A 25,829-nucleotide genomic window follows, 5' to 3' on the forward strand; every position below is an offset into this window, starting at 1 on the left:
GACGCCAGGTTGACCCTGTGTCAACCAACGGGTCAGGAAAGCCGCTTCAGCAGCATCGCCGAGGCCACCGGCCGGGCACCCGCGCGGGCCACCCCGTCGGCGACCTCGCGGTCGGTGGAGGCGACGATGACCGGCCGGCCCGGCGGCTCGGCCCGCACCAGCTGCCGGATCAGCTCGTCGGCGGTGACGCCGGGCTTGGAGAACAGCACCCGGACCCCGCGCGGCGGCGCGAGCAGCACCGGCGCGGCCAGCTCGGCCCCGTCGAAGACGCAGGTCACCTCGGCGCCGGTCTGCGCGGCGAGCTGGGAGAGCTGGCCGAGCAGCCGCAGCCGCTGCTTCTCCAGGGGCATCTGCGGATAGCCGGTCTTGGTGACGTTGTAGCCGTCGACGACCAGATGGGCCTGGGGCAGCGCGAGCAACTGGTCCAGGACCGCCGGGTCGTGCTCGGACAGCGCGCGGGCCGCGATGTCCTTCGGGGTCATCCGGCCGGGCTCCACGGCCTCCACGGTCTCGGCGGGGCGCACCGAGACCGGCGGCAGCGCCAGTTCCCGGCGCAGCCCCTGGGTGGCGTCCAGCAGGGTGTCCAGGAGCAGCCGTACCCGCATGTCCTCGACGCTGCGGCCCTCGCGGGCGGCCTTGCGGGTGGCCTCAAGGGCGGCCTCCGCCTCACCGAGCCGGGCCTTGAGCCGCCGGGTCTCGCTCTCGGCGGCGGACACCCGGGTCTGCCCCTCGGTGCGTACGGCGTCCAGCTCGGCGCGGATCTTGCGGACCGCCGCCTCGCCGCGCTTGACGTCGCTGAGCGCGCCGCGCAGCTTGCGGTGCAGCGACTCCGCCTCCTTCTTCGCGGCGTCCAGCTCGCCGCGCAGCCGCTCGGTCTCGCCCCGGCCGTGCTCCCGGGCCCGCTCCAGCTCGGCACGGAGCCGGTCCAGCTCGGCGCGGGTCTCCTCGTCGGCGCGTTCGGCGTCGGCCCGCTGGGCCTCCTCGCCGGCCGCGGCCACCAGCTTCACCCAGCCGGCCGGGCGCAGTACGTAGGCCGCGGCCGCCACGTCCAGCGGGTCCGCGGCCGGGGGCGGCGCACCGGAGTCGAGGGCGCCGGTCAGCTCCGGCTGGGTCTCCCTGAGCTTCTCGCCGATGCGCTGGCGGAACAGCGCGTCCGTCTCCAGCGCGGCGGCCATCGCGTTGCCCGCGAACTTGGCCCGCCGGCTCGGCGTGAACCGGGCGTACTGGCGCAGCTGCGCGGGCAGTTCCGTGAGGGTCAGCCCGCCGAAGCCGTCCGCGGCGATCTGCACCACCTTGCGGCGCACCCCGTCGGGCAGCGGACGGTCGAGCACCTCAGCGGCGCCGTCGCCCGGCCCCCCGCCGTGTGTCTCCGCCATCCGTCACCCCAATGCCTGTGCGGGGCCCGCTCCCTCAGGAGCCGGCACCCGGCCTGTCCACGAGCTCCACCTGGTCCACGGCGTTGCACCAGCGGCACCGCACCGACTCGATGGTCTCACTGAGCACCTCGCGCTCCTCGACCGTCGGCTCGCCGGCCAGATCGAGGTGGACGTACTCCACGACCTTCGAGGCGCGGGTCACGTCGAAGCGGGTGAGGTTGCCGCAGAGGGTGCAGCGCCACCGCGTCGTGCCGGTCGGCAGGGGAACCGTCATCGTGGCTGTTCGCTCTCTTCCAGTGTCGCGCGACGCACCGGCCTCCCCGGTACGTGTGGCTCGTAACCCTACGGCCTGGCGGGTACCGGCCGCCCGTCCGTCCACGGCGGCGAGGCGGCCTGTCCGACTGTGCCCCGTTACGTCATGCTCTGTACCCATGATCCGCAACTGGAGCCCGGCCGGCGGCCGGCTGCTGCGCGCGCTGCGGACGGCTGGATCCCGCCGTCCCGCGGTCCGGGGCGCGGCGCCCGTGACCCACGGCCTGATCGTGCTGTGCTGTCTGCTGTTCCTGATCTCCCCGGCGGCGGGACTCGACCCGTCGCACGGCTCCGGCGACGGGCTGCTCGCCGCGCAGCGCGCCTACTTCCACCGCTGGGGCGTGATCCCGGCGGACCTGTTCGACGGGTCGCCGCGGGCCCTGCTGACCCCGGCCACGGCCCTGTTCGTGCACGGCAGCTGGGTGCATCTGCTCGGCAACATGCTGTTCCTCTATGTCTTCGGGGTGCTGACCGAGGAGCGGATGGGCCACGTCCGGTTCCTGCTGTTCTTCCTCGGCTGCGGCTATCTGGCCCTGCTCGGGTACGCGATCGCCAACGACGCCTCCCGGCAGTCCCTGGTCGGCGCCTCCGGGGCGATCTCGGCGGTGCTCGGCGCGTTCCTGTACCTGTTCCCCCGGGCGCGGGTGACCAGTCTTCTGCCGTTCCTGTTGTTCATGCCGCTGCGCTTCCCGGCCTGGCTGGTACTGCCCTTCTGGGCGGCCCTCCAGTGGCTGTCGGCGTGGCGGGCCGGGGACGGCCCGGGGGTGGCGTACCTGGCCCACCTGGTCGGCTTCGGTCTGGGCTTTCTGTACGCGTGGGTGCGTTTCGGGCGGCGGGCTAGAGTGAAGACCGCCCCAGCGCCCGCCTCCGAGGGAGAGAACCAGCCGTGATCACCGCGATCGTCCTCATCAAGACCAGCGTGGACCGGATCCCCGAGATCGCCGAGCGGATCGCCGCGCTGGAAGGCGTCAGCGAGGTCTTCTCGGTCACCGGCACCTACGACCTGATCGCGATGGTGCGGGTGCGCGAGCACGAGGACCTGGCGGAGGTCATCCCGGGCCGGATCAGCAAGATCCCCGGGGTGGAGGGCACCGACACGCACGTGGCGTTCCGTACGTACTCGCAGCACGACCTGGAGGCGGCGTTCGCCATCGGGCTGGAGAACTGAGGCCGCCGGGTCCTGGATGAAGGGTTCCTCATCCGCGGCTCATCCAGGCCGCCGGGTGCCGGGCGCAGCATCGGGCGCATGGTCTTCTCCCGCCGGATGGCCGCGCTCGCGGCCGTCGTCCTGATCCCGCTCGGCATCGCCGCGACCAGCTTCGCGCTCACCGACAGCCCCGCGCGGCCCGAGGTGCCGGCCGGGGTGGAGCTGGAGAGCGGCTCCCCGGCACCGGCCCGCACGTCCGCTCCGGCGTCCGCTCCGGCGTCCACCCCGCCGTCGACGCCCGACCCGACGCCCAGCGACCAGGTGGTGTCCCGGCCTCCCGTGACCGACCGCCCCCCGGACGACGACGATGACGACGAGCCCGGCCGCGGTGCCGACGACGGAAGCGAGGACGCCGACGACGGCGTCGGCGCCGGTGACGACGGCTGACCGGGAGCGCCGGCGGATCTCCGCCCGGGTCCGCATCCTGCTCTGGCTGCTGCTGGTGATGGCGGTGGCGCTCGCCTCGGTGGCCGCGACCACCCGGTCGATCCTGCTGCGCGACACCGGGCAGCGGATCAACAACCTGCTGGCCCAGGAGGCCGGGGAGTTCGCCAACTTCGAGGAACAGGGCATCGATCCGGCCACCGGCCGCCCCTTCACCGAACCGGACCGGCTGCTGCGGGTCTTCCTGCAACGCCAGTACGCCGACCTCGACGAGGAACTGGTCGGCCTGGTCGGCACCCCGGGCGCCGCCCCCGCCCAGATCATCCAGCAGCGCGACATCCCGGTCGCCCGGCCGCTGCACCGGGACGCCGCCGCCCGCCGCCGCATCTTCGCCGCCCCGCACCCCACCGGCACCCTGCACCGCCCGGAGGGCAAGATCCACTGGGCCAAGGTCACCGTGGCCCGGTACGGCGGCGAACCGGCCGCCGCGTTCGTGGTCGCCTTCCACCCCGGCCGGGAGCAGGCCCGCGCCGACGAGGTGTTCCGGGTGCTGCTCGCCATCTCCGGGGTGGCCCTGCTGATGACCACCGGCATCGCCTGGGTGGTGGCCGGCCGCATCCTCAAACCCGTCCGCCTGGTGCGGGCCACCGCCGCCCAGCTCACCGAGCAGGACCTGACCCGCCGTATCCCGGTGCACGGCCACGACGACGTGGCCGCCCTCGCCGAGACGTTCAACGCGATGCTGGACCGCCTTGAGCGGGCCTTCGCCGCGCAGCGGGAGTTCGTCGACGACGCCGGGCACGAGCTGCGCACCCCGATCACCATCGTCCGCGGCCATCTGGAGCTGATGGGCGACGAGCCGGCCGAACGCGAGGAGACCCTACGCCTGGTCACCGACGAACTGGACCGGATGAGCCGGATCGTGGAGGACCTGCTGCTGCTCGCCAAGGCCGAACGCCCCGACTTCGTCACCCCTGAGCCGGTCCAGCTCGCCGAACTCACCGCCGACGTCTACGTCAAGGCCCGCACCCTCGGCGAGCGGGACTGGGTGCTGGCCGAAGTCGCCGAGGGGGAGGCCCCGCTGGACCCGCAGCGGATCACCCAGGCCATGGTCCAGCTCGCGCAGAACGCCGTGCAGCACACCGCCCCCGGCCAGACCGTGCGGGTCGGCTCCCGGGTCCGGCACGGACAGCTGGAGCTGTACGTCGCCGACTCCGGCACCGGCGTGCGGCCCGAGGACGCCGACGTCATCTTCGAACGGTTCCGGCGCGGCACCGCCCGGCGCGGCGCGCGCGGCTCGGGCGCCGGGCTCGGCCTGTCGATCGTCAAGGCGATCGCGGAGGGCCACGGCGGCCGGGTCCGGCTGTCCGCCACCGAGGGCGGCGGCGCCACCTTCGTCCTCACCCTGGGCACGCTCACCACTCTGGAAGAGGCACACCCTTGAACCGCATCCTCATCGTCGAGGACGAGGAACGCATCGCCTCCTTCGTCCGCAAGGGCCTGCGCGCCAACGGCTTCACCACCACCGTGGCGGCCGACGGCGAGGCGGGCTACGACTACGCCCTGACCGGCGGCTTCGACCTGGTCGTCCTGGACATCGGGCTGCCCGGCCGGGACGGCTTCACCGTGCTGCGCGAACTGCGCGAGGCCCGGGTGACCACCCCGGTGATCGTGCTCACCGCGCGGGACTCGGTCCGGGACACGGTGGCCGGCCTGGAGGGCGGCGCCGACGACTGGATGACCAAGCCGTTCCGCTTCGAGGAACTCCTCGCCCGCATCCGGCTCCGGCTGCGTACGGCGGCCCGGGCGCCGGAGGTGACGGTGCTGCGGTCCGGCTCGCTCGGCCTGGACCTGCGCACCCGGCGGGCCCGGTCCGGGGACCGGACGGTCGATCTGACGGCCCGTGAGTTCGTGCTCCTGGAGCTGTTCCTGCGGCACCCGGGGCAGGTGCTGTCCCGCGAGCAGATCCTCTCCCACGTCTGGGGCTACGACTTCGACCCCGGCTCCAACATCGTGGACGTCTATGTCCGGGCGCTGCGCAAGAAGCTGGGCGCGCAGGCGGTGGAGACGGTGCGCGGGATGGGGTACCGGCTGCCCTGCCGCGAGGACCGGTGAAGTTTCCTTCATGCGCGGCTCATCGGCGGCTCACCGCGCGGGGGAACGCTCGATGCCGTGACACCGACTCCCCGCCTGCTGGTGGCGCTGTGCGTGGCGCTGTCGCTGTGCGCGCCGCTGGCGATACCCGCCCGCTTCCCCGCCCTGGACGGCGACGCCCGCCTCACCCTCGCCGTGTTCGCGCTGGCCACCTGCGCCTGGATCGGCACCCCGGTCGACGACACGTACATCGCGCTGGGGGCCGGCCTGGCCCTGACCGCCACCGGGGTGATCAGCAGCGACACCCTGTTCGGCACCCTCGGCGATCCGACCGTGTGGCTGCTGATCTGCGCCTTCGTGCTGGCGGCGGCGGTGACCCGGACCGGCCTGGCGGGCCGCGCGGCGGTGTTCCTGGCCGGCGGGGCGCGCACGGTACGGCAGTTGGTCCACCTGACCACGGCCGCGCTGGTCGTCACGGCGTTCGCGGTGCCGGCCACCTCGGGCCGCGCGGCGCTCGCGCTCCCGGTCTTCCTCGTCCTCGCCAAGGCGCTGGCTGACCGGAAACGACTGGTCGTGATGCTGGCGCTGCTGTTCCCGACCGTGATCTTGCTGTCCGCGATGGCGACCCTGATCGGTGCGGGCGCGCATCTGATCACCGTGTCGGTGCTGTGGGAGACGACCGGGGACCGGATCGGCTTCACCGAGTGGCTGCTGCTCGGCCTGCCGCTCGCGGTGGCCTGCGCCCACCTGGCCGCCGAAGCCGTCCTGCTGACCACCACCCGGCGGGCGGACCGCCAGGGCCCGGTACGTGTCACCCCCGAGGAGATCCAGCGGTACGCGCAGTCCCCCGTCACCGGTCCCTGGACCCAGCCGGAGAAGCGCTGCGCCCTGTTGCTGGCCACGGTGGTGGCGCTGTGGTGCAGCGAGCCCCTGCACCGGGTGTCACCGGCGGTCGTCGCCCTGATCGGCGCGGTCGTCGCCGCCTCCCCCGCGCTGGGCACCGTACGCCTGAAGGACGCCCTGCGGACGGTCCCCTGGTCGCTGCTGCTGTTCATGGCGGCGACCATGGCGATGGGCGTGGCGCTGGCCGACTCGGGCGCGGCCAAGTGGCTGGTGTCGGGGCTGCCGGCGGACCTCGGACCGGCCGCCCTGCTGACCGTGGTGGTCGTCGTCAGCACCGCCGCCCACCTGGTGCTCCAGTCCCGGTCGGCGCGGTCCTCGGTGCTGGTCCCGCTGGTGGTCGCGGCGGCCGCGGGAGCGGGCGTCAACCCGGTCGCCGCCGCCCTCGCCTCCACCGCCGCGGCCGGTTTCTGCCACACCCTGCCGGCCTCCGCGAAACCGGTCGCCCTCTTCGCGGACCTGCCCGGCGTGCCCACCTACACCCCGCGCGACCTGCTGCGGCTGTCCGCCGTGCTGGCGCCGCTGACCGCCGCGCTCGTCCTGCTCTTCGCCGCCGCGGTGTGGCCGCTGCTCGGCGTACCCCTGACCCGCTGAGGAGCCCGCCATGCCGCACCCCGTCCTGAACCGTGTCGTCGTCGCCCCGAGCGGCTTCAAGGAGTCGCTGTCCGCGCCGGCCGCCGCCGACGCCATCGCGGCCGGGGTCCGCCGGGTGCTGCCGGCCGCGGAGATCGACCGGGTGCCGCTGGTGGACGGCGGCGAGGGCACCGCCGTCGCGCTGGCCGCGGCGACCGGCGGCCGGCTGGTGGCGCTGGCCGCGACCGGCCCGCTCGGCGAACGGATCGGCACCCACTTCGCGCTGCTCGGCACGCGGCGCACGGCGGTGGTGGAGATGGCCGCGGTCGCCGGTCTCTCACTGGTCCCGCGGGCCCTGCGCGACCCCGGCGCCACCACCACCTACGGCGTCGGCGAGCTGATCCGCGCCGCGCTGGACACCGGGGTGCGCCGGGTCCTGGTCGGCTGCGGCGACTCGGGCACCTCGGACGGGGGCGCGGGCGCCCTCCAGGCGCTCGGCGCCCGGCTGCTGGACGCGGACGGCTTCGAACTGCCGCCCGGCGGCCGGGAGCTGACCCGGCTGGCCCGGATCGACCCGTCCGGCCTCGACCCCCGGCTGATGGACACCGAACTGCTGGTCGCCTGCAACCCGTTCAACGTGCTGTGCGGGGAGCGCGGCGTGGCCCGCGTCTTCGGCCCGCAGAAGGGCGCCACCCCGGCCCAGGCCGAGCACCTCTCGGCCGCCCTGGAGAACTGGGCCCACGTCCTCACCCGCGACCTCGGCGCCCGCGCCCCGGACCTGCGCACCGGCCCCGGCACCGGCGCCTCCGGCGGCCTCGGCGCGGGTCTGGCGGCGCTCGGCGCGCGGCTGCTGCCCCGCTTCGGCGTGTTCCTGGACCAGCTGGACTCCCTGGATCTCGACGCCCGGCTGGCCCGCGCCGACCTGGTGCTGACCGCCGAGGGCGCCCTGGACCACCAGACACCGCGCGGCAAGATCCCGGCCGAGGTGGCCCGCCGCGCCAAGCTGCACGGACGCCCGGTCCTGGCGCTGGCGGGCACCCTCGGCGAGGGCGCGCAGGACGTGCCGGGGGTGGACGCCTGCCACGGCATCCTGCCCGCGCCGATGGCGCTGGCGGAGGCGCTGACCCGGGGCGCGGAACTCCTCACCGACGCCACCGAGCGGGCGCTGCGGATGATCCTGCTGGGCGCCCGGCTACCGGGTCACGCGGCGGCGGCGGAACCAGAGGTGTCCGGCACGCAACGCCCTTCCTCCGTACGGTAGTTCCAGCGGGCCCCGTCCCGCACCAGCTCCGTCACCGCCGTCACGAACCGCGCCACGTGCTCGTCCGGGGTGCCCGCGCCGAAGCTGACCCGGACCGCGTTCAGGGACTTCTCGCCGGGCGCGGCCTCGGGCGCCCCGCACTCGCCCTGGGTCCCCGGGTCGCTGCCGAGCAGGGTGCGCACCAGCGGGTGGGCGCAGAACAGGCCGTCGCGCACCCCGATGCCGTACTCGGCGGAGAGGGCGGCGGCGAAGTGCGAGCTGTTCCAGCCGTCGACGACGAAGGAGAGCACGCCGACGCGCGGGGCGTCGTCGCCGAACAGCGACAGCACCCGCACCTCCGGCACCTCGGCGAGGCCCGCCCGCACCTTCTCGATCAGGTACCGCTCCCGGGCCACCAGTTCGTCGAACCCGGCCTCGGTGAGGGCCTTGCAGGCGGCGGCGATGGCGTAGGCGCCGATCACGTTGGGCGAGCCGGCCTCGTGCCGGGCGGCGTCGTCGTGCCACTCCACGTCCACGCCGCCGTCCGCGCGCCGGGCGACCTTGCGGCTGGCGCCGCCGCCCGCGAGGTACGGCTCGGCCTCGGCCAGCCAGTCGGCGCGGCCGGCCAGCACGCCGGAGCCGAAGGGGGCGTACAGCTTGTGTCCGGAGAAGGCGACCCAGTCGACGTCCAGGTCACGGACGTCGACCGGGTGGTGGGGGGCGAGCTGGGCGGCGTCCAGCACGATCCGGGCGCCGTGCGCGTGCGCGGCGGCGGCCAGTTCGCGCACCGGCCACAGCTCGCCGGTGACGTTGGAGGCGCCGGTGACACAGACCAGGGCCGGGCCGTGCGGCTCGCGGGCGGCGAGGGCCCGCTCCAGGGTCTCGACGGCCTGCGCGGGGGTGCGCGGCGCGTCGAGGTAGGTGACCTCGGCGTGCCGCCAGGGCAGCAGCGAGGCGTGGTGCTCGGTCTCGAAGACGAAGACCCGGCAGCCGGCCGGCAGCGCGGCGGCCAGCAGGTTGAGGGAGTCGGTGGTGGAGCGGGTGAAGACCACCTGGTCGTCGCCCCGGCAGCCGAGGAAGTCGTGCACGGTGCGGCGGGCGTTCTCGAACAGGTCGGTGGAGAGCTGGGAGAGGTATCCGGCGCCCCGGTGCACGCTGCCGTAGTACGGCGCGTAGGCGGCCACGTCGTCCCAGACCCGCTGGAGGGCGGGGGCGCTGGCGGCGTAGTCGAGCGCGGCGTAGGTGACCTCGCCGCCGGTGACCAGCGGCACGGTGATGTCCCGGCCGAGTACGGCCAGCGGGGCGGAGACAGCGGTGGGGACGGACACGTCGGACACACTCCTCGAGACCAGGACCCCTGATCTGCGAGTGAGGGGTCCGCGCTTGCCGTGGACCCTGCTGTCCACGGCCTGGTCTTCACCCGGGGCACCCCGCCACGGACGGAGGGTTGCCGGACAGTCGGCCGGGGCCTCATGACTGTCACTCATGACCTGGTCGAAAACGTAACCGAGGTGATCGTCGTCCCGCAACCCGGGTCCGGGTCGCGGGACGCACGTCACATCCGCCGGTCGCCGCCGGTCAGGCGTTGCTGGCGGCCACCCAGCGCTCCAGCGCCCGCCCGGCCGCGCCCGAGTCGATCGACTCGGCGGCCCGCGCCATGCCGGCCCGGATCTGCTCGGCCAAGGGTCCGGTGCCGGGCTCCAGGGCCACCAGGGCCGCCGCCGAGTTGAGCAGCACCGCGTCCCGCACCGGGCCCGGATCACCCGCCAGCATCCGCCGCGCCACATCCGCGTTGTACGACGCGTCGGCGCCGCGCAGCGCCTGGACCGGCACGATCTCGATGCCGACCGCGCGCGGGTCGAAGACCTCCTCGGTCACCTCGCCGTCCCGGACCACCCACACCCGGGAGGTGGCCGTGGTGGTCAGCTCGTCCAGGCCGTCGTCACCGCGGAAGACCAGCGCGGAGTTGCCGCGCTCGGCGAACACCCCGGCGATGATCGGTGCCATCCGGGCGTCGGCGACGCCGATCGCCTGGGAGCGGACCTTGGCCGGATTGGTCAGCGGGCCCAGGAAGTTGAAGACCGTGCGGATGCCGAGCTGGCCGCGGGCGGCGGCGACATGGCGCAGCGCCGGGTGGAACTTCGCGGCGAAGCAGAAGGTGATGCCGGCCTCCTCGGCGACCTCGGCCACCCGCTTCGGGGTCAGCTGGAGGTTGATGCCGAGCTTCTCCAGGACGTCGGAGGCGCCGGAGGCCGAGGAGGCCGCGCGGTTGCCGTGCTTGACGACCTTCGCCCCGGTGCCGGCGATGACGATCGCCGACATGGTGGAGATGTTGACGGTCTTGGCGCCGTCGCCGCCGGTGCCGACGATGTCGACCGTGTCGCCGGGCACCTCGATCACATGGGCGTGCTCGTACATCGCGCGGACCAGGCCGCCGATCTCGTCCACGGTCTCGCCCTTGGCCCGCAGCGCCACCGCGAACCCGGCGATCTGCGCGTCGGTCGCCTCGCCGCGCATGATCGTGTCCATCGCCCATGCCGTGTCGTCCGCCGCCAGGTCCCGCCCGGCCAGCAGTCCGTTCAGCAGGGCGGGCCAGGAGCGGCCCGCCGCGGTGTCGCCTCCAGCGGGGGTCACAGCGCTCATCAGCCGCTCCTGGGATGTCGTAGAAGAACCGGGGGAGAGTCGGTCCCACCCTATCCAGCCCGGGGGCATGACGAAGGGCCCCGTCCGAACACCGGACGGGGCCCTTCGCCGTGGCGTGGCGACGCTCAGAGATCAGTGATGGCCGTGGCCGCTGGTGATCTCCTTGTACTCCTCGACGGTCGGCTTCGGAATCTGCGACTCCTCACCGTAGTAGGACTTGCTGAGCTTGGCCCGGAGCTTCTGGGTGCTCTTGGGCTTGCGCTCGACACCGTTCTCGTCGACGGCCGGGCCGATCTCGGCCGGCTGGTACTGCTCGTGCGCGGTGAGCGTGTACAGCTGCTCCTGGCTGAGCGGCTCGTGCACCTCGATGAACTCACCGTGCGGCAGCCGCTTGATGATGCCCGACTCGCGGCCGTGCAGCACCTTCTCCTTGTCCCGGCGCTGGAGGCCGAGGCAGATCCGCTTGGTGAGCACGAAGGCGAGCACCGGACCGACGAAGAAGCCGACCCGGACGAACCAGGTGACCGCGTTGATCGACAGATGGAAGTGGGTGGCGAAGATGTCGTTGCCACCACCGACCAGCATGATCATGTACGCCGTGACCCAGGCGACACCGAAGGCGGTACGGGTCGGGGCGTTGCGCGGGCGGTCCAGGATGTGGTGCTCGCGCTTGTCCCCGGTGACCCAGGACTCGATGAACGGGTACATCGCGATCGCCGCGAGGAAGATCCCGAAGACCACCAGCGGGACGAACACGCCCAGGACGAGCGTGTGACCCCAGAAGTTGATCTCCCAGCCGGGCATGGCACGGACCAGACCCTCGGCGAAGCCCATGTACCAGTCGGGCTGGGCGCCGGTCGACACCTGGTCCGGCCGGTACGGGCCGAGCGCCCAGATCGGGTTCACGGAGGCGATGCCGGCCAGGGCCGCGATCACCCCGAAGACCAGGAAGAAGAAGCCGCCGGCCTTGGCCATGTACACCGGCAGCAGCGGCATGCCGACGACGTTCTTGTTGGTCTTGCCGGGACCCGCGAACTGGGTGTGCTTGTGGTAGAAGACCAGGATCAGGTGGCCCACCATCAGCCCGAGCATGATGCCCGGCAGCAGCAGGATGTGGATCGAGTAGAACCGGGCGACGAAGTCGTGCCCCGGGAACTCCCCGCCGAACAGGAACATCGAGATGTACGTACCGACGATCGGCACGGACAGGATCGCGCCCTGGGTGAAGCGGACACCGGTGCCGGAGAGCAGGTCGTCCGGGAGCGAGTAACCGGTGAAACCGGTGAACATGCCGAGGACGAACAGCAGGAAGCCGAACAGCCAGTTGATCTCACGCGGCTTGCGGAACGCGCCGGTGAAGAAGACGCGCATCATGTGCACGAACATGCCGGCGAGGAAGATGATCGCCGCCCAGTGGTGGATCTGCCGGATCAGCAGACCACCGCGCACGTCGAAGCTGATGTCCAGCGTCGACTTGAACGCCTCGCTCATCAGCTGCCCCTGGAGCGGGACGTAGCTGCCGTGGTACTCCACCTCGTTCATCGACGGGTGGAAGAACAGCGTCAGGTACACACCCGTGAGGATGATGATGAGGAAGCTGTACATGCACACTTCGCCCAGCATGAACGACCAGTGGTCGGGGAAGATCTTGCGCATGTTGGCCTTGGCCAGGGAGTAGATCCCCAGCCGGCCGTCGGCCCAGTCGGCGACGCGTTCGCCGGCCGGTGCCTTCCCGCGGGAGCGGGCCGTGGTGCTCTCAGAAGTACTCATCCGCGCTCCCAGAATGCAGGACCGACAGGCTCCTCGAAGTCGCCGAGCGCTTCGAGGTAACCCTCGTCGTTCACGCCGATGCGCAGCTGCGGCAGGGCGTGACCGGCGGGACCGAAGATCACCCGGGCACCGTCGGAGAGGTCGAAGGTGGACTGGTGGCAGGGGCAGAGCACGTGGTGCGTCTGCTGCTCGTAGAGCGAGATCGGGCAGCCGACGTGGGTGCAGATCTTCGAGTAGGCCACGATGCCCTCGTGCGACCACTCGAGCTCGCGCTTGTCCTTGATGTTGTCCGGCTGGAGCCGGACGATCATCAGGGCCGCCTTGGCGATCTCGTCCTGGAACTCCTCGTCGTGCTCCTCCAGGCCCTCGGGCTTGGCGAAGGTGAGGGAGCCCACCGCGACGTCGGAGGGACGCAGCGGCTCGTTGGTGTTCATGTTGACGAGCAGCTTGCCCTTGTTCCACAGCGTGTGGCGCAGCTTGTCCTCGGGCAGCGGGCCGAGGTCGCGCAGCAGCACGACTCCGGACAGCGGCACCAGGGCGACCGCGCCGAACATCGTGTTGCGGATCAGCTTGCGCCGGCCCAGCGCCGATTCCTTGGCGCCCTGCTTGAAGTCGGCGTGCACCTTGGCACGGACCTCGGGGGACGCCGCGATCGGGTGCCGCTCGTCGGCGACCTCCACGTCGGACATCAGGGTGCGGGCCCAGTGGACCGCGCCCGCGCCGATGCAGAACAGCGCCACGCCCAGGGTCAGGCCGAGGGCGAAGTTCAGCGCGTTGATGTGGCCGATCGGGAAGACGTAGATCGACTGGTCGTGGTCGATCGCCACGAACGAGGCGATGAAGCCGATGGTGGCCAGCATGGACAGCGTGAACAGGAAGGCGACGGCGCGCTCGGAGCGCCTCGCGGCCTTCTCGTCGATGTCCTGGACGCGGTGCTCGTGGGGCGGCAGCCCCGGGTCGGCGAACGGGTGCTTCTCGTCCGCGACCTCACCGTGCGGGTGGTCCTGCGCCTTGGGCAGGTTCTCTTCTGGAATGTCTTGGCTACTCATGACTTCTTGGCCTTTGCGGTCCGAGCGGCAACCCACACGGCGACGGCGATGAGGGTACCGAGCCCGAAGATCCAGCCGAAGAGGCCCTCACTGACCGGCCCGAGGCCGCCCAGCGAAAGACCGCCCGGGTCCACGGTCTCGTCCCCGTTGACCGCGTTCAGGTACGCGATGATGTCCTTCTTGTTCTGCTCCGTCAGCGTGGTGTCGGGGAAGGAAGGCATGTTCTGCGGGCCGGTCAGCATGGCCTCGTAGATGTGCTTCGGGTCGACGCCCTCCAGCGACGGGGCGGACTTGCCGTTCGTCAGCGCGCCGCCCTTGCCGGTGAAGTTGTGGCACTGCGCGCAGTTGGTACGGAACAGCTCACCGCCCTTGGCGATGTCCGCGCCGTCGTCGCTGTACTTCTCCTCGGTGGGGATGGACGGACCGGCGCCGAGCGAGGAGATGTAGGCCGCGAGCTGGTCGATCTCGGCCTGCGAGTAGATGTTCTTCTTCTTGGGGACCTGCGCGCCCGGCTGCTGGGCCGGCATGCGCCCGGTGCCCACCTGGAAGTCCACGGCCGCGGCGCCCACGCCGACCAGGCTGGGGCCGTCGGTGGTGCCCTCGCCACCGGTGCCGTGACAGCTGGCGCAGCCGACGGCGTAGAGCTTCTTGCCCTCGTCGATGGCGAGGGACTGGGCCGTCTCATCGGCCTGCGCCTTGTCCGCGGGCGCGAACACGGCGTAGAGCCCCCCGGTGCATGCCAGCGCGAGGAGTAGGACGACGATCGCCGCCAACGGGTGGCGTCGTCGTGCGGAGAGCTTTTTCACGGATTACCCCGGTGTCAGGATCTTCTGCGTCGATGCTTCTGGATGTGTGCGCGGGAGCGGTCCGCGCCTACTTGATCAAATAGATCGTGGCGAAGAGGCCGATCCAGACGACATCGACGAAGTGCCAGTAGTAGGACACGACGATGGCGGCGGTCGCCTGCTCGTGGGTGAACCTCTTGGCCGCGTAGGTACGGCCGAGGACCAGCAGGAAGGCGATCAGACCACCCGTCACGTGCAGGCCGTGGAAGCCGGTGGTCAGGTAGAACACCGAGCCGTACGGGTCGGAGGACAGCGAGAGGCCGTCCTTCTTGACCAGTTCGGTGTACTCGAACACCTGTCCGCCGATGAAGATCGCACCCATGATGAACGTGACGATGAACCACATCCTGAGCTTCTTCACGTCACCGCGCTCGGCGGCGAACACGCCGAGCTGGCAGGTGAGTGAGGAGAGCACCAGGATCGTGGTGTTCGTCGCCGAGAACGGAAGGTTCAGCGCGGACGCCATTTCCTTCCAGTGATCGGGACCCGTCACCGATCGCAGGGTGAAGTACATCGCGAAGAGGGCCGCGAAGAACATCAGCTCGGAACTCAGCCAGATGATGGTTCCGACACTGGTGAGGTTCGGCCGGTTGACCGACGGGTGCGCGTGCCCGGTATCTACTGTCGTTGCTGTCGCCACGACCGACATTATGTCGGTCGCTTATCCCGCCCTCACTCCCGGGGGTGCCGTTCGGAGTGTTCACCCCGTCCGGACTGCCCGGATGGCCCATCGGATGGCCCGTGGAAGCCGTGTTTCGCCCGCTGTTGACGGGGTGTGGGAGGGAGTAGCATCCCGCGCAACGGGACACGACCTTTCGGAGGAAGCATGCAGCCGACCGTCACGGTGCTGGTCTACAGCGACGACTCCACCACGCGGGAGCAGGTACGGCTCGCGACCGGGCGCAGGCCGGCTCCGGACGTGCCGGTCGTGGAGTTCCTGGAGTGCGCGACGCCGGCCGCGGTCCTGACGGAGCTGGACCGGGGCGGGGTCGATGCCTGCGTGCTGGACGGCGAGGCGGTGCCGATGGGGGGCATGGGGGTGTGCCGGCAGATCAAGGACGAGGTGTTCGCCTGTCCGCCGGTGCTGCTGCTCATCGGGCGTCCGCAGGACGCGTGGCTGGCGACCTGGAGCCGGGCGGACGCGGCGGTGACGTTGCCGGTGGAGCCGGTGGAGTTCGCCTCGGCGTTGGCGTCCCTCTTGCGGCAGCGGAAGTTGCAGAGCGCCTGAGAGCTCGGTGGGGGGGCCTGAGGGGCGGCGGGCGCCCCTAGAGGCTTGGGCTGAGGCGGGCTGTGTCCTTCGGTTGGGTGCCTCCCGTCAGGGCGCTGCCCGTCTGCCACTTGTCCCAGTCGAGGTTCCAGTCGCCGAAGCCGTTGCCGAAGGTTTCCATCGTGTCGCCGTAGGAGTTGACGACCTCGACGACGTCGCCCTCGCGGACGTTGTCGAAGAACCACTCGGCGTTGCCGGTGCTCATGCCGGTGCAGCCGTGGCTGACGTTGGCGGAGCCCTGGGAGCCGACCGACCAGGGGGCGGCGTGCACGTACTCGCCGCTCCAGGTCACCCGGGTGGCCCAGTGCACGGGCAGGTCGTACGCCTCCGAGGAGCCCTCGGCGATGCCCACGGTGGTGCTGCGCATCCGGACGAACGGCTCCTTGCCCAGCACCACCTTGACGCCGTTGCGGGTCTCGAAGCCGGGCTTGCCGGTGGTGACCGGGATCTGCTTGATCTCCTCGCCGTTGCGGAAGACCGTCATCGTGTGCGACGAGGCGTCCGTCACCGCGATGACGCGGTCGCCGGTGGTGAGTTTCAGCTCCTTGGCCCGGCCGCCCCACAGCCGGTCGCCGATCTTGATGCCCTCCAGGGTGGAGCGGGCCCGGACGGTGGCGTGGGCGGGCCAGTAGTCCTTGGGGCGGTAGTGCAGTTCCTTGTCGTCCACCCAGTGCCAGGCGCCCTCCACCGCGGGGGTGGACTCCACCCTGAGGGCGCGCTCCACGGTCGTCCGCTGGGCCGGGTCCTTGATGGGCCGGCTCAGCTCGGCCGTGACGGGCTGGCCGACGCCGTAGGTGCCCGCCTGCGGGCCGAAGGCGATGTCCAGCCGCTTCTTGGTGGTCGGCTTGCCCGTGTCGAAGGTGAGGACCTTGCGGCCGGGCGCCCCGTCGGCGTTCTCGGTGCTGACCCGGACCGTGTAGGAGGCGTTGGCGGCCAGCGGTGAGGTGCTGTGCCAGCGGGCCCCGTCGGCGGAGAGTTCGCCGGCCAGGTAGCGGCCGGTGGCGTCCCGGGCCGTGACGTCCGTGATGCGCCCGTCGGAGCCCTCGGCGACGACCTCCAGGGGCTTGTCCGGGTCGGCCTTCTTCCCGGCGTCCTTGGGGCCGTTGAAGGAGATGTTGCCGGCCGCGTCGTAGGGCGCGGCGGCCAGCGGGTCGTCGTCGCCGCCGCCGCACGCGGTGGTGCCCGCCCCCAGGGCGATCACCAGCAGGGTGCAGCCGACGACGGCGGTGCGCCCGCGGGCCTGGAAGTGAACGGAGTGGCTCATGGCCTCAACGTAGGAAGCCTGGGCGGGTGCGGCACGGTGGGTAAGCCGTACGGGTGGCGCGCTGGGCCAAAAGAAGGAGCCCGGACTCTCCTGGCGGAGTGTCCGGGCCCTTCGGGTGGCCGGGTGTGCTACTGGGTGCGGTTCTCACCGCGGTAGTACTCGAAGACCCAGCCGAACAGGCCGATGAGGAGCAGCGGGGCCGAGAAGTACATCAGCCACCAGCCGATCGCCACGCTGGTGAACGCGAACGCGCCACCGATGGCCAGGGAGAGCGGCTGCCAGCTGTGCGGGCTGAAGAACCCGACCTCGCCGGCGTCGTCCGCGACGTCCGCTTCCTTGTCGTCCATGGCGCCCGCGTCGGCCCGCTTGGCCGTGAAGCCGAGGTAGAAGCCGATCATGATGGACAGCCCGAAGGCCAGGAAGAGCGCCGTGGTACCGGCCGGCTCCTTCGACCACACGCCATAGACGATCGCCATGACGAGGATGAAGAAGCTCAGCCAGATGAACATCTTGCCCTGGATCTTCACTTGCCGGCCTCCTTGCCGCCAGCGAGGGCCTTGTCACCGTGGCCGACGTTCTCCAGCTGGTCCAGCGCGGAGATCTCCGGGTGGTGCAGGTCGAAGGCCGGGGATTCGGAGCGGATGCGCGGCAGCGTGAGGAAGTTGTGCCGCGGCGGCGGGCAGGAGGTCGCCCACTCCAGGGAGCGGCCGTAGCCCCACGGGTCGTCCACCTCGACCGGCTTGCCGTACTTGGCGGTCTTCCAGACGTTGTAGAAGAACGGCAGGATCGACATGCCGAGCAGGAACGAGCTGATCGTGGAGACCGTGTTCAGGGCGGTGAACCCGTCGGCCGCCAGGTAGTCGGCGTACCGGCGCGGCATGCCCTCGGCGCCCAGCCAGTGCTGGACCAGGAAGGTGCCGTGGAAGCCGATGAACAGCGTCCAGAAGGTGATCTTGCCGAGCCGCTCGTCCAGCATCTTGCCGGTCCACTTCGGCCACCAGAAGTGGAAGCCGGCGAACATCGCGAAGACGACGGTGCCGAACACCACGTAGTGGAAGTGGGCGACGACGAAGTACGAGTCCGAGACGTGGAAGTCCAGCGGCGGGGCCGCGAGCAGCACACCGGTCAGACCACCGAAGAGGAAGGTGATCAGGAAGCCGGTGGACCACAGCATCGGCGTCTCGAAGGAGAGACTGCCCTTCCACATGGTGCCGAGCCAGTTGAAGAACTTCACCCCGGTCGGGACCGCGATCAGGAAGGTCATGAAGGAGAAGAACGGGAGCAGCACGCCGCCGGTGACGTACATGTGGTGCGCCCAGACCGTCACCGACAGACCGGCGATGGCGATGGTGGCGCCGATCAGGCCCATGTAGCCGAAGATCGGCTTGCGGGAGAAGACCGGGATGATCTCGCTGACGATGCCGAAGAACGGCAACGCGATGATGTACACCTCTGGATGCCCGAAGAACCAGAACAAGTGTTGCCATAGCAAGGCTCCACCGTTGGCCGCGTCGAAGACATGGGCGCCGAACTTTCGGTCCGCCTCCAGGGCGAACAGGGCCGCCGCGAGGACCGGGAAGGCGAGCAGGACCAGCACACCGGTCAGCAGCACGTTCCAGGTGAAGATCGGCATCCGGAACATCGTCATGCCGGGCGCGCGCATGCAGATGATCGTGGTGATGAAGTTGACCGAGCCGAGGATCGTGCCGAAGCCGGAGAAGGCCAGACCCATGATCCACAGGTCACCGCCGATGCCCGGCGAGTGCACCGCGTCGGACAGCGGCGAGTACGCGAACCAGCCGAAGTCGGCCGCGCCCTGCGGGGTGAGGAAGCCGCCCACCGCGATCAGCGAGCCGAACAGGTAGAGCCAGTAGGCGAACATGTTCAGCCGCGGGAACGCCACGTCGGGCGCGCCGATCTGGAGCGGCATGATCCAGTTCGCGAAACCGGAGAACAGCGGCGTCGCGAACATCAGCAGCATGATCGTGCCGTGCATCGTGAACGCCTGGTTGAACTGCTCGTTCGACACGATCTGCAGGCCCGGCCGGGCCAGCTCGGCGCGCATGAGCAGCGCCATGACGCCGCCGATGCAGAAGAACGCGAAGGACGTGGCCAGGTACAGCGTGCCGATCGTCTTGTGGTCGGTGGTGGTCAGCCACTTGACGACGACTTCGCCGCGCCTCTGGCGCCGGACCGGCAGCTCGTCCGCGTAATGGGACCCTGCCGCGGCACCCTGGGGTTCGTTGAGGATGCTCACAGGTTGTTCGTCTCCCGGTTCTTCTCGTGGTCCGTCTGGGCGATGCCAGCCGGGACGTAACCGGTCTGCCCCTTCTTCACGAGGTCCTTCAGGTGCTGCTCGTAGCGCTCCTGGGAGACGACCTTGACGTTGAACAGCATCCGGGAGTGGTCGACGCCGCAGAGCTCGGCGCACTTGCCCAGGAAGGTGCCCTCCTTGTTGGGGGTCACCTCGAAGGCGTTGGTGTGGCCCGGGATGACGTCCTGCTTCATCAGGAACGGCACCACCCAGAAGGAGTGGATGACGTCACGGGAGGTCAGGACGAAGCGGACGCGCTGGCCCTCGGGCAGCCACAGGGTGGGACCGGGGTTGTTCGTCTGCTCGTTCCGGGTGCCCGGGGTGCCGCAGTCGTAGGTGCCGCCCGCGTTGTCGGGGAAGGCATCCTTGTAGCGGTCCGGGATCGCGTCCAGTTCCTTGGCCGTCTTGGCGTCACCGGTGGAACCGTCGACGCTCTCGACGTAGTTGAAGCACCAGCTCCACTGGAAGCCGACCACGTTGATGGTGACGTCGGGCTTCTTGTCGAGCTTGAGCACTTCGGATTCGTCCCGGGCGGTGAAGTAGAACAGCACCGAGACGATGACGAGCGGAACCACGGTGTACAGCGCCTCGATGGGCATGTTGTACCGGGTCTGCGGAGGAACTTCGACCTTGGTGCGGCTGCGCCGGTGGAAGAAAGCACTCCACAGGATCAGGCCCCACACCAGCACGCCGACGGCGAGCGCGGCAGCCCAGGACCCCTGCCACAGGGAGAGGATCCGCGGAGCCTCTTCCGTGGTGGGGGTGGGCATTCCAAGGCGGGGGAAGTCCTCCCAGGTGCAACCGGTGGCGGTCGCCAGGACCAGGCCCGCGGTCAGTGTCTGCGACAGCCTCCGCCGCATCGGGCGTCGCGGCATGGGGGTACCGCCCACGCCCTTCGGGCGATGGGGGAGGTCGGAGCCGTTGGGACTCACGTAGCGCCTTCCCGAGAGTCTCGCCCGCGCGGTCGGCTGCGGCCTTCTCGCTGGTCGGTCGCCGCCCTGCGTCGGGCAGGGGTTTGGATGTTTATGCGGACCAAACCCTAGCCGACGCCCTCCGGGGGTTCGCGGGGAGGGGTGCCTACTGAGGGGGGTGGTTCGCTGGTTTGGCGGGTGCGGGTGGGGTTGTGGCCGATCGCGCAGTTCCCCGCGCCCCTTACCGGCGTTCGGGTGAGCCTGCGTCTAGCGTTGCCGTATGTCCTACTTCGATGCTGCCTCCGCCGCTCCTCTTCATCCTGTGGCGCGTCAGGCTCTGTTGGCCTCTCTCGATGAGGGGTGGGCCGATCCTTCGCGGTTGTACCGGGAAGGGCGGCGGGCGCGGATGCTGCTCGACGCCGCTCGGGAGGCGGCGGCGGAGGCGGTGGGGTGCCGGGTGGACGAGCTGGTGTTCACCTCGTCGGGGACGCGTGCGGTGCGTACGGGTGTGGCGGGAGCGCTGGCCGGTCGGCGACGGGTGGGGCGTCATCTGATCGTGTCAGCGGTCGAACACTCGTCGGTACTGCATGCGGGTGAGGCCCTGGAGGCGGCGGGCGGGACGGTCACCCAGGTGGGCGTGGACCGGACGGGAGCGGTCGATCCGGAGGCGTACGCGGCCGCCCTGCGCGCGGACACCGCGCTGGCCTGTCTCCAGTCGGCCAATCACGAAGTGGGAACCGAGCAGCCGGTGGCCGAGGTGGCGGAGGCGTGCCGGGCGGCCGGGGTGCCGCTGCTGGTGGACGCGGCCCAGTCGCTGGCCTGGGGACCGGTGGCCGGGGGCTGGTCGCTGCTGACGGGGAGTGCGCACAAGTGGGGCGGCCCCGTGGGGGTGGGGCTGCTGGTGGTGCGCAAGGGGGTGCGGTTCGCGCCGGCGGAGGCGGCCGAGACCGAGAACCTCCCGGCGATCGTGGCGGCGGCCGCCTCGCTGCGGGCGGTGCGCGCGGCGGCCGCCCAGGAGGCGGCGCGGCTGCGGGAACTGACGGACCGCGTCCGGGCCCGGGTGCCGCGGCTGGTGCCGGACGTGGAGGTGGTCGGCGATCCGGCGCGCCGGCTGCCCGGCATCGTCACCTTCTCCTGTCTCTATGTCGACGGGGAGACCTTGCTGCACGAGCTGGACCGGGCCGGCTTCTCGGTCTCCTCCGGGTCCTCCTGCACCAGCAGCACGCTGACGCCGAGTCATGTGCTGCGGGCGATGGGGGTGCTCAGCGAGGGCAACGTCCGGGTGTCGCTGCCGTCCGGGGCGGCCGAGGCGGATGTCGAACGGTTCCTTGAGGTGCTGCCGGGGGCGGTGGCGGGGGTGCGGGAGAAGCTGGGGGCGCCCGCGCCGGCCACCTCGACCGAGGGGGACGCCCTGGTGGTGGACGCGCTGGGCAAGCTGTGCCCGATCCCGGTCATCGAACTGGCCAAGGTGATCGGCGACGTCCCGGTGGGCGGCACGGTACGCGTCCTGGCGGACGACGAGGCGGCCCGCCTGGACATCCCGGCGTGGTGCGAGATGCGAAACCAGGAGTACGTGGGCGAGGAGCCGGCGGAGAAGGGAACGGCTTACTTGATCCGCCGGACCAGGTAAGTGACGTCAGGGGCGCGGGGCTGTGTCGACATGCGGCTGCCGCCGCGTGGGCGCGACCAGCCCCCCGCGCCCGGCGGACTCAGCCCAGGTACCCCCGAACCTCCCCCGCCGCCTCGTCCCCGTACGCCTTCGTGAACCGCTCCATGAAGTGCCCCCGCCGCAGCTGGTACTCCTGCGTCCCCACCGTCTCGATGACGAGCGTCGCCAGCATGCAGCCCACCTGCGCGGCCCGCTCAAGCCCCACGCCCCACGCCAGACCGGACAGGAAGCCGGCCCGGAACGCGTCGCCGACGCCCGTGGGGTCGGCCTTGCGCTCCTCGTCGGGGACGCCGACCTCGATGACCGGCTCGCCGGCCCGCTCGATCCGCACGCCCCGCGCGCCCAGCGTGGTGACCCGGTGGCCGACCCGGCCGAGGATCTCCTCGTCGCTCCAGCCGGTCTTGGACTCGATCAGCCCCTTCTCGTACTCGTTGGAGAAGAGGTACGTCGCCCCGTCCAGCAGTATCCGGATCTCGTCGCCGTTCATGCGGGCGATCTGCTGGGAGAAGTCGGCGGCGAACGGGATGCTCCGCGTCCGGCACTCCTCGGTGTGGCGGAGCATCGCCTCCGGGTCGTCGGCGCCGATGGAGACCAGGTCGAGGCCGCCGACTCGGTCCGCGACGGTCTTCAGCTCGATCAGCCGGGCCTCGCTCATCGCACCCGTGTAGAAGGAGCCGATCTGGTTGTGGTCGGCGTCGGTGGTGCAGACGAAGCGCGCGGTGTGCAGGGTCTCGGAGATCCGCACCGAGTCGGTGTCCACGCCGTGCCGCTCCAGCCAGGCGCGGTACTCGTCGAAGTCGGAGCCCGCCGCCCCGACCAGGACCGGGCGGGTGCCGAGCTGGCCCATGCCGAAGGCGATGTTGGCGGCGACCCCGCCCCGGCGTACGTCGAGCTTGTCGACCAGGAAGGAGAGCGAGACCGTGTGCAACTGGTCCGCGACGAGCTGGTCGGCGAAGCGGCCGGGGAAGGTCATGAGGTGGTCGGTGGCGATGGAGCCGGTGACTGCGATGCGCACGGCGTGAACTCTCTCCTGGAGGGAGGTGGGTTGGCAGTTCACGCTACCCGGTCGCCGGGACGCCGTTGCAGCGACCGAAACTACCCGATAGTAGATCTTTCTTCGCGGCTTCGGGCGTGCTTACGGTGCGGTCATGACGAACCCCACCGAAGAGACCGAGGACCTGGCCGCGCTGCGCGGCGACTGCGCCCGGATGGCGCCGCACTGGCCGCCCGCCGAGCGGCTCGCCGTCCGGCCGGTGCCGCCGGCGCTGATCCACGGGGTGTCCGTGCCGCCGGCCTCGGCCCGGCTGCTGGACGCGACGGCGGAGTACGGCGACTGAGCCGTCCGGCCGACCCCCGGGGAACCCGGGGCTCCCCCGTCACGTCCTATCGGCGTCCCGCACGGCGGCCGAAGGAGCGATGCGGTGAACAGCGAGCGACCCGACCACGACGGCACCGGGAGCGAGGGGAACCGGGCGGCGCGGCGCCGGCCCCGGGCGGCGCTGACCGCGTCGGTCGCGGCCGCGGTGCTGCTGGCCGGGGGCGGCGGGGCGTATCTGGCGGCGACCGCGTCGGGTCCGGCCGGCGGCGGCTCCGCGTCGGACCGCGGCACTCCCCCGCCGCTGGTCCTCGACTCCCCCGCCGCCGACAGCGGCACCGGCGGCTACCGGGCCGAGGGGCGGCTGCCGGACGGGCCGGACTCGGCGCCGGTGTACCGGGCGGCGGGGCGGGTCACCGAGGAGGAGGTGGCCCGGCTGGCCGAGGCGCTCGACCTGGCGGGCAAGCCGGTGGTCCGGGGTGCCTCCTGGACGGTCGGGACGGCGGCGGACGGGTCGGGTCCGGTACTGCGGGTGGCGCGCGAGGCGCCGGGAAACTGGACGTTCCAGCGGTCGGTGGCGGCCGGTGACGACTGCGGCCAAAAGGACCCGGTCTGTCCGGCCGAGCCGACGGGCGCCGGTCCGGTGGGCGAGGCGGCCGCGAAGAAGGCGGCGGCGCCGGTGCTGGCGGCGGTCGGGCAGGACGACGCCGCCACGGACGCCGGTCAGGTCATGGGCGCGCGGCGGGTGGTCAACGCCGAGCCGGAGGTCGGGGATCTGCCGACGCACGGCTGGACGACCGGGGTGATCGTGGGCGCGGACGGCACGGTGACCGGTGGCAGCGGGCGGCTGAAGGCGCCGGTGAAGGGGGACACGTATCCCGTGCTGAGCGCGGAACAGACCCTCGCCCGGGTGGCGAAGGCACCGGCGACCCACGGCGACTGCGCCAGTGCCGTACCGCTGGAGGGGCAGGCGGAGTCCTGCGGGGCGACGGCGGCGACGGCGACCGTGACGGGCGCGGTGTTCGGGCTGGCCGCGCAGCCGGTGGCGGGGCGGGCGGCCCTGGTGCCGTCCTGGCTGTTCGAGGTGCGGGCGGCGGACGGTCGTACGGTGCCGTATCCCGCCGTGGACCCGGAGTACCTGACGTCGGCGCAGCCGTCGCCGCGACCGTCCGCCGAGCGGGACGTGAAGGTGACGGGGTACACCGCCGAGGGCACCGAACTGACCGTGCGGTTCACGGGCGGGGTGTGCGCGAAGTACGACGCGGAGGCGGCGGAGGAGTCCGGGCGGGTGACGGTCACCGTCACCGAGCGGTCCGACCCGGAGCAGGTCTGCATCCTGGTCGCCAAGGAGTACGAGCTGACCGTGCGACTGAAGGAGCCGCTGGGCGGGCGGGCCGTGCTGGGCTCGGACGGGAAGCCGGTGCCGCTCGCCAAGGAGGGCGCCCGGCTGCCGGCGCCGACCGGCGGCGGGTGACGCGCGAGGGCGGCGGCACCGGGGTGTCCCCGGTGCCGCCGCCCTCGTCGGTACGGCTCAGCGGCTCAGCTGAAGGAGTCGCCGCAGGCGCAGGAACCGGTCGCGTTCGGGTTGTCGATCGTGAAGCCCTGCTTCTCGATGGTGTCCACGAAGTCGACGGTGGCGCCGCCCAGGTACGGGGCACTCATCCGGTCGGTGACGACCTTGACGCCGCCGAAGTCCTTCACGACGTCGCCGTCGAGGGAACGCTCGTCGAAGAAGAGCTGGTAGCGCAGGCCGGAGCAGCCGCCGGGCTGGACGGCGACCCGCAGCGCCAGGTCGTCCCGGCCTTCCTGGTCGAGCAGGGCCTTGACCTTGCCGGCGGCGGCGTCGGTGAGGACGATGCCGTCGGTGACGGTGGTGGTCTCGTCCGATACGGACATCTACATCTCTCCCGGGTTGTACGGAGACTGCTTGCCGACGGCGTCAACCGCCGAAGCCGCGGATTCATTCCGGGCGGACCCGAGTGATTTCCCCTCGGTTCGTCTCTTCATGCTCGCACACGGCCCCGGGAACGGTCAGGGGCGCGGGCTGTAGGGAACGCAAGATCGTGAGCATGAGTTCCTGCGGGAACGTCGGAATCCGCGCGTGATGAGCACTGTAGTGTCGGCTGATCATGAGCAGAAGCCGTCGCTGGGACATCAATGATGGTTACTGCGAGTAGTGGTGGCTCCGTCGTGGCCAGGGCTCGACGAGGTCAACTCCGTCGCCCCGTGCCCGACCGCCGCCGGACTTCTCTTGCCGAGTTGCAGCCAGTCCCGGGTGGTGCCGGCAGAGGTCAGGCAAGCATCACGATCCCGGCCTCGCCGTCAGCGGTCTGGGCGAGACGATTCAATGGGTTCCGCGCGAGAACATGGCCTCCGTGATGCCGACCTGTGTGGCGATCGTCCGCAACATCCCAGCAGCGTCAACAGCTCTCCTGCGAGCAGCGTCTGCGGCCTGGGCAGCATGACCGCGTCCGTCGGCAGGACATCTTGTTGCGGTGAGGACGCACCGTGAGCTCGGACACACGCCCGATCTCAAGGTGCTCGAATATGCAGGTCAACACCGGTGCTGCGCCCCCGGCTGGCTCTAGGTGGCCGGAGAGGGGTCAGGCGCTCCGCCACGGGTCGCGTCCCGCGAAGTGGTGTAAGCGATCACGCGCCTTGCTGCCCGCTGTCCGGCTCGCGACGATCTTTCCGCC

At 71.4% G+C, this 25,829-nt stretch carries 25 protein-coding genes and 1 riboswitch; of the genes, 11 read left to right on the forward strand and 14 right to left on the reverse strand.

All coding sequences use genetic code 11. The features are described from left to right. Positions 1 to 32: 32 nt before the first annotated feature. Together ACTT8P_RS19455 and ACTT8P_RS19460 are read right to left on the reverse strand one after the other, a co-directional pair. Positions 33 to 1,376: an NYN domain-containing protein gene (locus ACTT8P_RS19455; protein WP_442832930.1), complete on the reverse strand. Its 1,344-nt coding sequence runs from the start codon at positions 1,374 to 1,376 to the stop codon at positions 33 to 35. Positions 1,377 to 1,410: 34 nt separating this feature from the next. Next, the gene (locus ACTT8P_RS19460; RefSeq protein WP_442832931.1) at positions 1,411 to 1,650 is read right to left on the reverse strand and encodes a hypothetical protein; all 240 of its coding nucleotides are present in this window, start codon (positions 1,648 to 1,650) and stop codon (positions 1,411 to 1,413) included. 157 nt (positions 1,651 to 1,807) lie between these two features. On the opposite strand from ACTT8P_RS19460, the gene ACTT8P_RS19465 reads away from it, so the two are divergent. The 7 genes from ACTT8P_RS19465 to ACTT8P_RS19495 all read left to right on the forward strand — a co-directional run bounded on the left by ACTT8P_RS19465 (position 1,808) and on the right by ACTT8P_RS19495 (position 8,107). Continuing rightward, on the forward strand, positions 1,808 to 2,578 hold the full coding sequence (locus tag ACTT8P_RS19465; protein ID WP_442832932.1) for a rhomboid family intramembrane serine protease: 771 nt from the start codon (positions 1,808 to 1,810) through the stop codon (positions 2,576 to 2,578). Then, complete coding sequence (locus tag ACTT8P_RS19470) at positions 2,575 to 2,856, forward strand: Lrp/AsnC family transcriptional regulator (protein ID WP_361170313.1); 282 nt, start codon at positions 2,575 to 2,577, stop codon at positions 2,854 to 2,856. Before ACTT8P_RS19465 ends, ACTT8P_RS19470 begins: the two co-directional genes overlap by 4 nt. 78 nt (positions 2,857 to 2,934) lie before the next feature. Continuing rightward, positions 2,935 to 3,282 carry a small secreted hydrophilic protein gene (locus ACTT8P_RS19475; RefSeq protein ID WP_442832933.1) on the forward strand — a complete coding sequence of 116 codons (348 nt, stop codon included), beginning with the start codon at positions 2,935 to 2,937 and terminating at the stop codon, positions 3,280 to 3,282. Then, on the forward strand, positions 3,269 to 4,723 hold the full coding sequence (locus ACTT8P_RS19480; RefSeq protein ID WP_442832934.1) for an ATP-binding protein: 1,455 nt from the start codon (positions 3,269 to 3,271) through the stop codon (positions 4,721 to 4,723). Before ACTT8P_RS19475 ends, ACTT8P_RS19480 begins: the two co-directional genes overlap by 14 nt. Beyond that, positions 4,720 to 5,394 (forward strand): response regulator transcription factor, encoded by a 675-nt coding sequence (locus tag ACTT8P_RS19485; protein WP_442832935.1) that lies wholly within the window; start codon positions 4,720 to 4,722, stop codon positions 5,392 to 5,394. Before ACTT8P_RS19480 ends, ACTT8P_RS19485 begins: the two co-directional genes overlap by 4 nt. 57 nt (positions 5,395 to 5,451) lie before the next feature. Further along, complete coding sequence (locus ACTT8P_RS19490; protein WP_442832936.1) at positions 5,452 to 6,867, forward strand: SLC13 family permease; 1,416 nt, start codon at positions 5,452 to 5,454, stop codon at positions 6,865 to 6,867. A gap of 10 nt (positions 6,868 to 6,877) precedes the next feature. Next, positions 6,878 to 8,107: a glycerate kinase gene (locus ACTT8P_RS19495; RefSeq protein ID WP_442832937.1), complete on the forward strand. Its 1,230-nt coding sequence runs from the start codon at positions 6,878 to 6,880 to the stop codon at positions 8,105 to 8,107. Here ACTT8P_RS19495 and ACTT8P_RS19500 read toward each other — a convergent pair. The 6 genes from ACTT8P_RS19500 to ctaE form a co-directional block, all read right to left on the reverse strand. Then, entirely contained in the window at positions 8,047 to 9,414 is a 1,368-nt protein-coding gene (locus ACTT8P_RS19500; protein WP_442832938.1) for an aminotransferase class V-fold PLP-dependent enzyme, read from the reverse strand. The genes ACTT8P_RS19495 and ACTT8P_RS19500 overlap by 61 nt on opposite strands. A 46-nt stretch (positions 9,415 to 9,460) precedes the next feature. After that, a riboswitch (SAM riboswitch) is annotated at positions 9,461 to 9,577 on the reverse strand. An 87-nt stretch (positions 9,578 to 9,664) separates the two neighbouring features. Then, positions 9,665 to 10,729, reverse strand: coding sequence for an anthranilate phosphoribosyltransferase (gene trpD, locus ACTT8P_RS19505; protein WP_442832939.1), 1,065 nt, complete (start codon positions 10,727 to 10,729; stop codon positions 9,665 to 9,667). Positions 10,730 to 10,861: 132 nt separating this feature from the next. Further along, positions 10,862 to 12,499, reverse strand: coding sequence for a cytochrome bc1 complex cytochrome b subunit (gene qcrB / locus ACTT8P_RS19510; RefSeq protein ID WP_442832940.1), 1,638 nt, complete (start codon positions 12,497 to 12,499; stop codon positions 10,862 to 10,864). Beyond that, positions 12,496 to 13,548, reverse strand: a complete 1,053-nt coding sequence (gene qcrA, locus ACTT8P_RS19515) for a cytochrome bc1 complex Rieske iron-sulfur subunit (RefSeq protein WP_442832941.1) — start codon at positions 13,546 to 13,548, stop codon at positions 12,496 to 12,498. Before qcrA ends, qcrB begins: the two co-directional genes overlap by 4 nt. Next, on the reverse strand, positions 13,545 to 14,354 hold the full coding sequence (qcrC, locus tag ACTT8P_RS19520) for a cytochrome bc1 complex diheme cytochrome c subunit (protein WP_442832942.1): 810 nt from the start codon (positions 14,352 to 14,354) through the stop codon (positions 13,545 to 13,547). The genes qcrA and qcrC overlap by 4 nt, the downstream gene beginning before the upstream one ends. 67 nt (positions 14,355 to 14,421) lie before the next feature. Further along, entirely contained in the window at positions 14,422 to 15,042 is a 621-nt protein-coding gene (gene ctaE, locus ACTT8P_RS19525; RefSeq protein WP_361170286.1) for an aa3-type cytochrome oxidase subunit III, read from the reverse strand. Positions 15,043 to 15,219: 177 nt separating this feature from the next. Here ctaE and ACTT8P_RS19530 point away from each other — a divergent pair, with 177 nt between their 5' ends. Next, positions 15,220 to 15,621, forward strand: coding sequence for a hypothetical protein (locus ACTT8P_RS19530; RefSeq protein ID WP_442832943.1), 402 nt, complete (start codon positions 15,220 to 15,222; stop codon positions 15,619 to 15,621). A 37-nt stretch (positions 15,622 to 15,658) separates the two neighbouring features. On the opposite strand, the gene ACTT8P_RS19535 is transcribed toward ACTT8P_RS19530, so the two are convergent. The 4 genes from ACTT8P_RS19535 to ctaC all read right to left on the reverse strand — a co-directional run bounded on the left by ACTT8P_RS19535 (position 15,659) and on the right by ctaC (position 20,170). After that, positions 15,659 to 16,924, reverse strand: a complete 1,266-nt coding sequence (locus tag ACTT8P_RS19535) for an Ig-like domain-containing protein (RefSeq protein WP_442832944.1) — start codon at positions 16,922 to 16,924, stop codon at positions 15,659 to 15,661. A 128-nt stretch (positions 16,925 to 17,052) separates the two neighbouring features. Beyond that, on the reverse strand, positions 17,053 to 17,451 hold the full coding sequence (locus ACTT8P_RS19540) for a cytochrome c oxidase subunit 4 (RefSeq protein WP_442832945.1): 399 nt from the start codon (positions 17,449 to 17,451) through the stop codon (positions 17,053 to 17,055). Next, entirely contained in the window at positions 17,448 to 19,181 is a 1,734-nt protein-coding gene (ctaD, locus tag ACTT8P_RS19545) for an aa3-type cytochrome oxidase subunit I (RefSeq protein ID WP_442832946.1), read from the reverse strand. The genes ACTT8P_RS19540 and ctaD overlap by 4 nt, the downstream gene beginning before the upstream one ends. After that, positions 19,178 to 20,170: an aa3-type cytochrome oxidase subunit II gene (gene ctaC / locus ACTT8P_RS19550; RefSeq protein ID WP_442832947.1), complete on the reverse strand. Its 993-nt coding sequence runs from the start codon at positions 20,168 to 20,170 to the stop codon at positions 19,178 to 19,180. The genes ctaD and ctaC overlap by 4 nt, the downstream gene beginning before the upstream one ends. Positions 20,171 to 20,429: 259 nt before the next feature. Here ctaC and ACTT8P_RS19555 point away from each other — a divergent pair, with 259 nt between their 5' ends. Further along, positions 20,430 to 21,779, forward strand: a complete 1,350-nt coding sequence (locus ACTT8P_RS19555) for a cysteine desulfurase/sulfurtransferase TusA family protein (protein ID WP_442832948.1) — start codon at positions 20,430 to 20,432, stop codon at positions 21,777 to 21,779. Between the two features lie 79 nt (positions 21,780 to 21,858). On the opposite strand, the gene ACTT8P_RS19560 is transcribed toward ACTT8P_RS19555, so the two are convergent. Beyond that, positions 21,859 to 22,833 (reverse strand): carbohydrate kinase family protein, encoded by a 975-nt coding sequence (locus ACTT8P_RS19560; RefSeq protein ID WP_442832949.1) that lies wholly within the window; start codon positions 22,831 to 22,833, stop codon positions 21,859 to 21,861. A gap of 133 nt (positions 22,834 to 22,966) precedes the next feature. On the opposite strand from ACTT8P_RS19560, the gene ACTT8P_RS19565 reads away from it, so the two are divergent. Together ACTT8P_RS19565 and ACTT8P_RS19570 are read left to right on the forward strand one after the other, a co-directional pair. Further along, positions 22,967 to 23,155, forward strand: a complete 189-nt coding sequence (locus ACTT8P_RS19565) for a hypothetical protein (RefSeq protein WP_442832950.1) — start codon at positions 22,967 to 22,969, stop codon at positions 23,153 to 23,155. 84 nt (positions 23,156 to 23,239) lie between these two features. Continuing rightward, complete coding sequence (locus tag ACTT8P_RS19570; protein WP_442832951.1) at positions 23,240 to 24,607, forward strand: hypothetical protein; 1,368 nt, start codon at positions 23,240 to 23,242, stop codon at positions 24,605 to 24,607. Positions 24,608 to 24,672: 65 nt separating this feature from the next. Here the strand turns inward: ACTT8P_RS19570 and ACTT8P_RS19575 are convergent, their stop codons facing one another. Further along, the gene (locus tag ACTT8P_RS19575; protein ID WP_442832952.1) at positions 24,673 to 25,029 is read right to left on the reverse strand and encodes a HesB/IscA family protein; all 357 of its coding nucleotides are present in this window, start codon (positions 25,027 to 25,029) and stop codon (positions 24,673 to 24,675) included. Positions 25,030 to 25,829 lie beyond the last annotated feature (800 nt).

It is taken from the genome of Streptomyces sp. JW3 (assembly GCF_052216785.1).
GTDB lineage: Bacteria > Actinomycetota > Actinomycetes > Streptomycetales > Streptomycetaceae > Streptomyces.

Coding starts and splice junctions, on each gene's coding strand:
- ACTT8P_RS19455 (WP_442832930.1), bottom strand. CDS start 1,376: ATGGCGGAGACACACGGCGGGGGGCCGGGCGACGGCGCCGCTGAGGTG.
- ACTT8P_RS19460 (WP_442832931.1), bottom strand. CDS start 1,650: ATGACGGTTCCCCTGCCGACCGGCACGACGCGGTGGCGCTGCACCCTC.
- ACTT8P_RS19465 (WP_442832932.1), top strand. CDS start 1,808: ATGATCCGCAACTGGAGCCCGGCCGGCGGCCGGCTGCTGCGCGCGCTG.
- ACTT8P_RS19475 (WP_442832933.1), top strand. CDS start 2,935: ATGGTCTTCTCCCGCCGGATGGCCGCGCTCGCGGCCGTCGTCCTGATC.
- ACTT8P_RS19495 (WP_442832937.1), top strand. CDS start 6,878: ATGCCGCACCCCGTCCTGAACCGTGTCGTCGTCGCCCCGAGCGGCTTC.
- trpD (WP_442832939.1), bottom strand. CDS start 10,729: ATGAGCGCTGTGACCCCCGCTGGAGGCGACACCGCGGCGGGCCGCTCC.
- qcrB (WP_442832940.1), bottom strand. CDS start 12,499: ATGAGTACTTCTGAGAGCACCACGGCCCGCTCCCGCGGGAAGGCACCG.
- qcrA (WP_442832941.1), bottom strand. CDS start 13,548: ATGAGTAGCCAAGACATTCCAGAAGAGAACCTGCCCAAGGCGCAGGAC.
- ctaE (WP_361170286.1), bottom strand. CDS start 15,042: ATGTCGGTCGTGGCGACAGCAACGACAGTAGATACCGGGCACGCGCAC.
- ACTT8P_RS19530 (WP_442832943.1), top strand. CDS start 15,220: ATGCAGCCGACCGTCACGGTGCTGGTCTACAGCGACGACTCCACCACG.
- ACTT8P_RS19535 (WP_442832944.1), bottom strand. CDS start 16,924: ATGAGCCACTCCGTTCACTTCCAGGCCCGCGGGCGCACCGCCGTCGTC.
- ACTT8P_RS19555 (WP_442832948.1), top strand. CDS start 20,430: ATGTCCTACTTCGATGCTGCCTCCGCCGCTCCTCTTCATCCTGTGGCG.
- ACTT8P_RS19565 (WP_442832950.1), top strand. CDS start 22,967: ATGACGAACCCCACCGAAGAGACCGAGGACCTGGCCGCGCTGCGCGGC.
- ACTT8P_RS19575 (WP_442832952.1), bottom strand. CDS start 25,029: ATGTCCGTATCGGACGAGACCACCACCGTCACCGACGGCATCGTCCTC.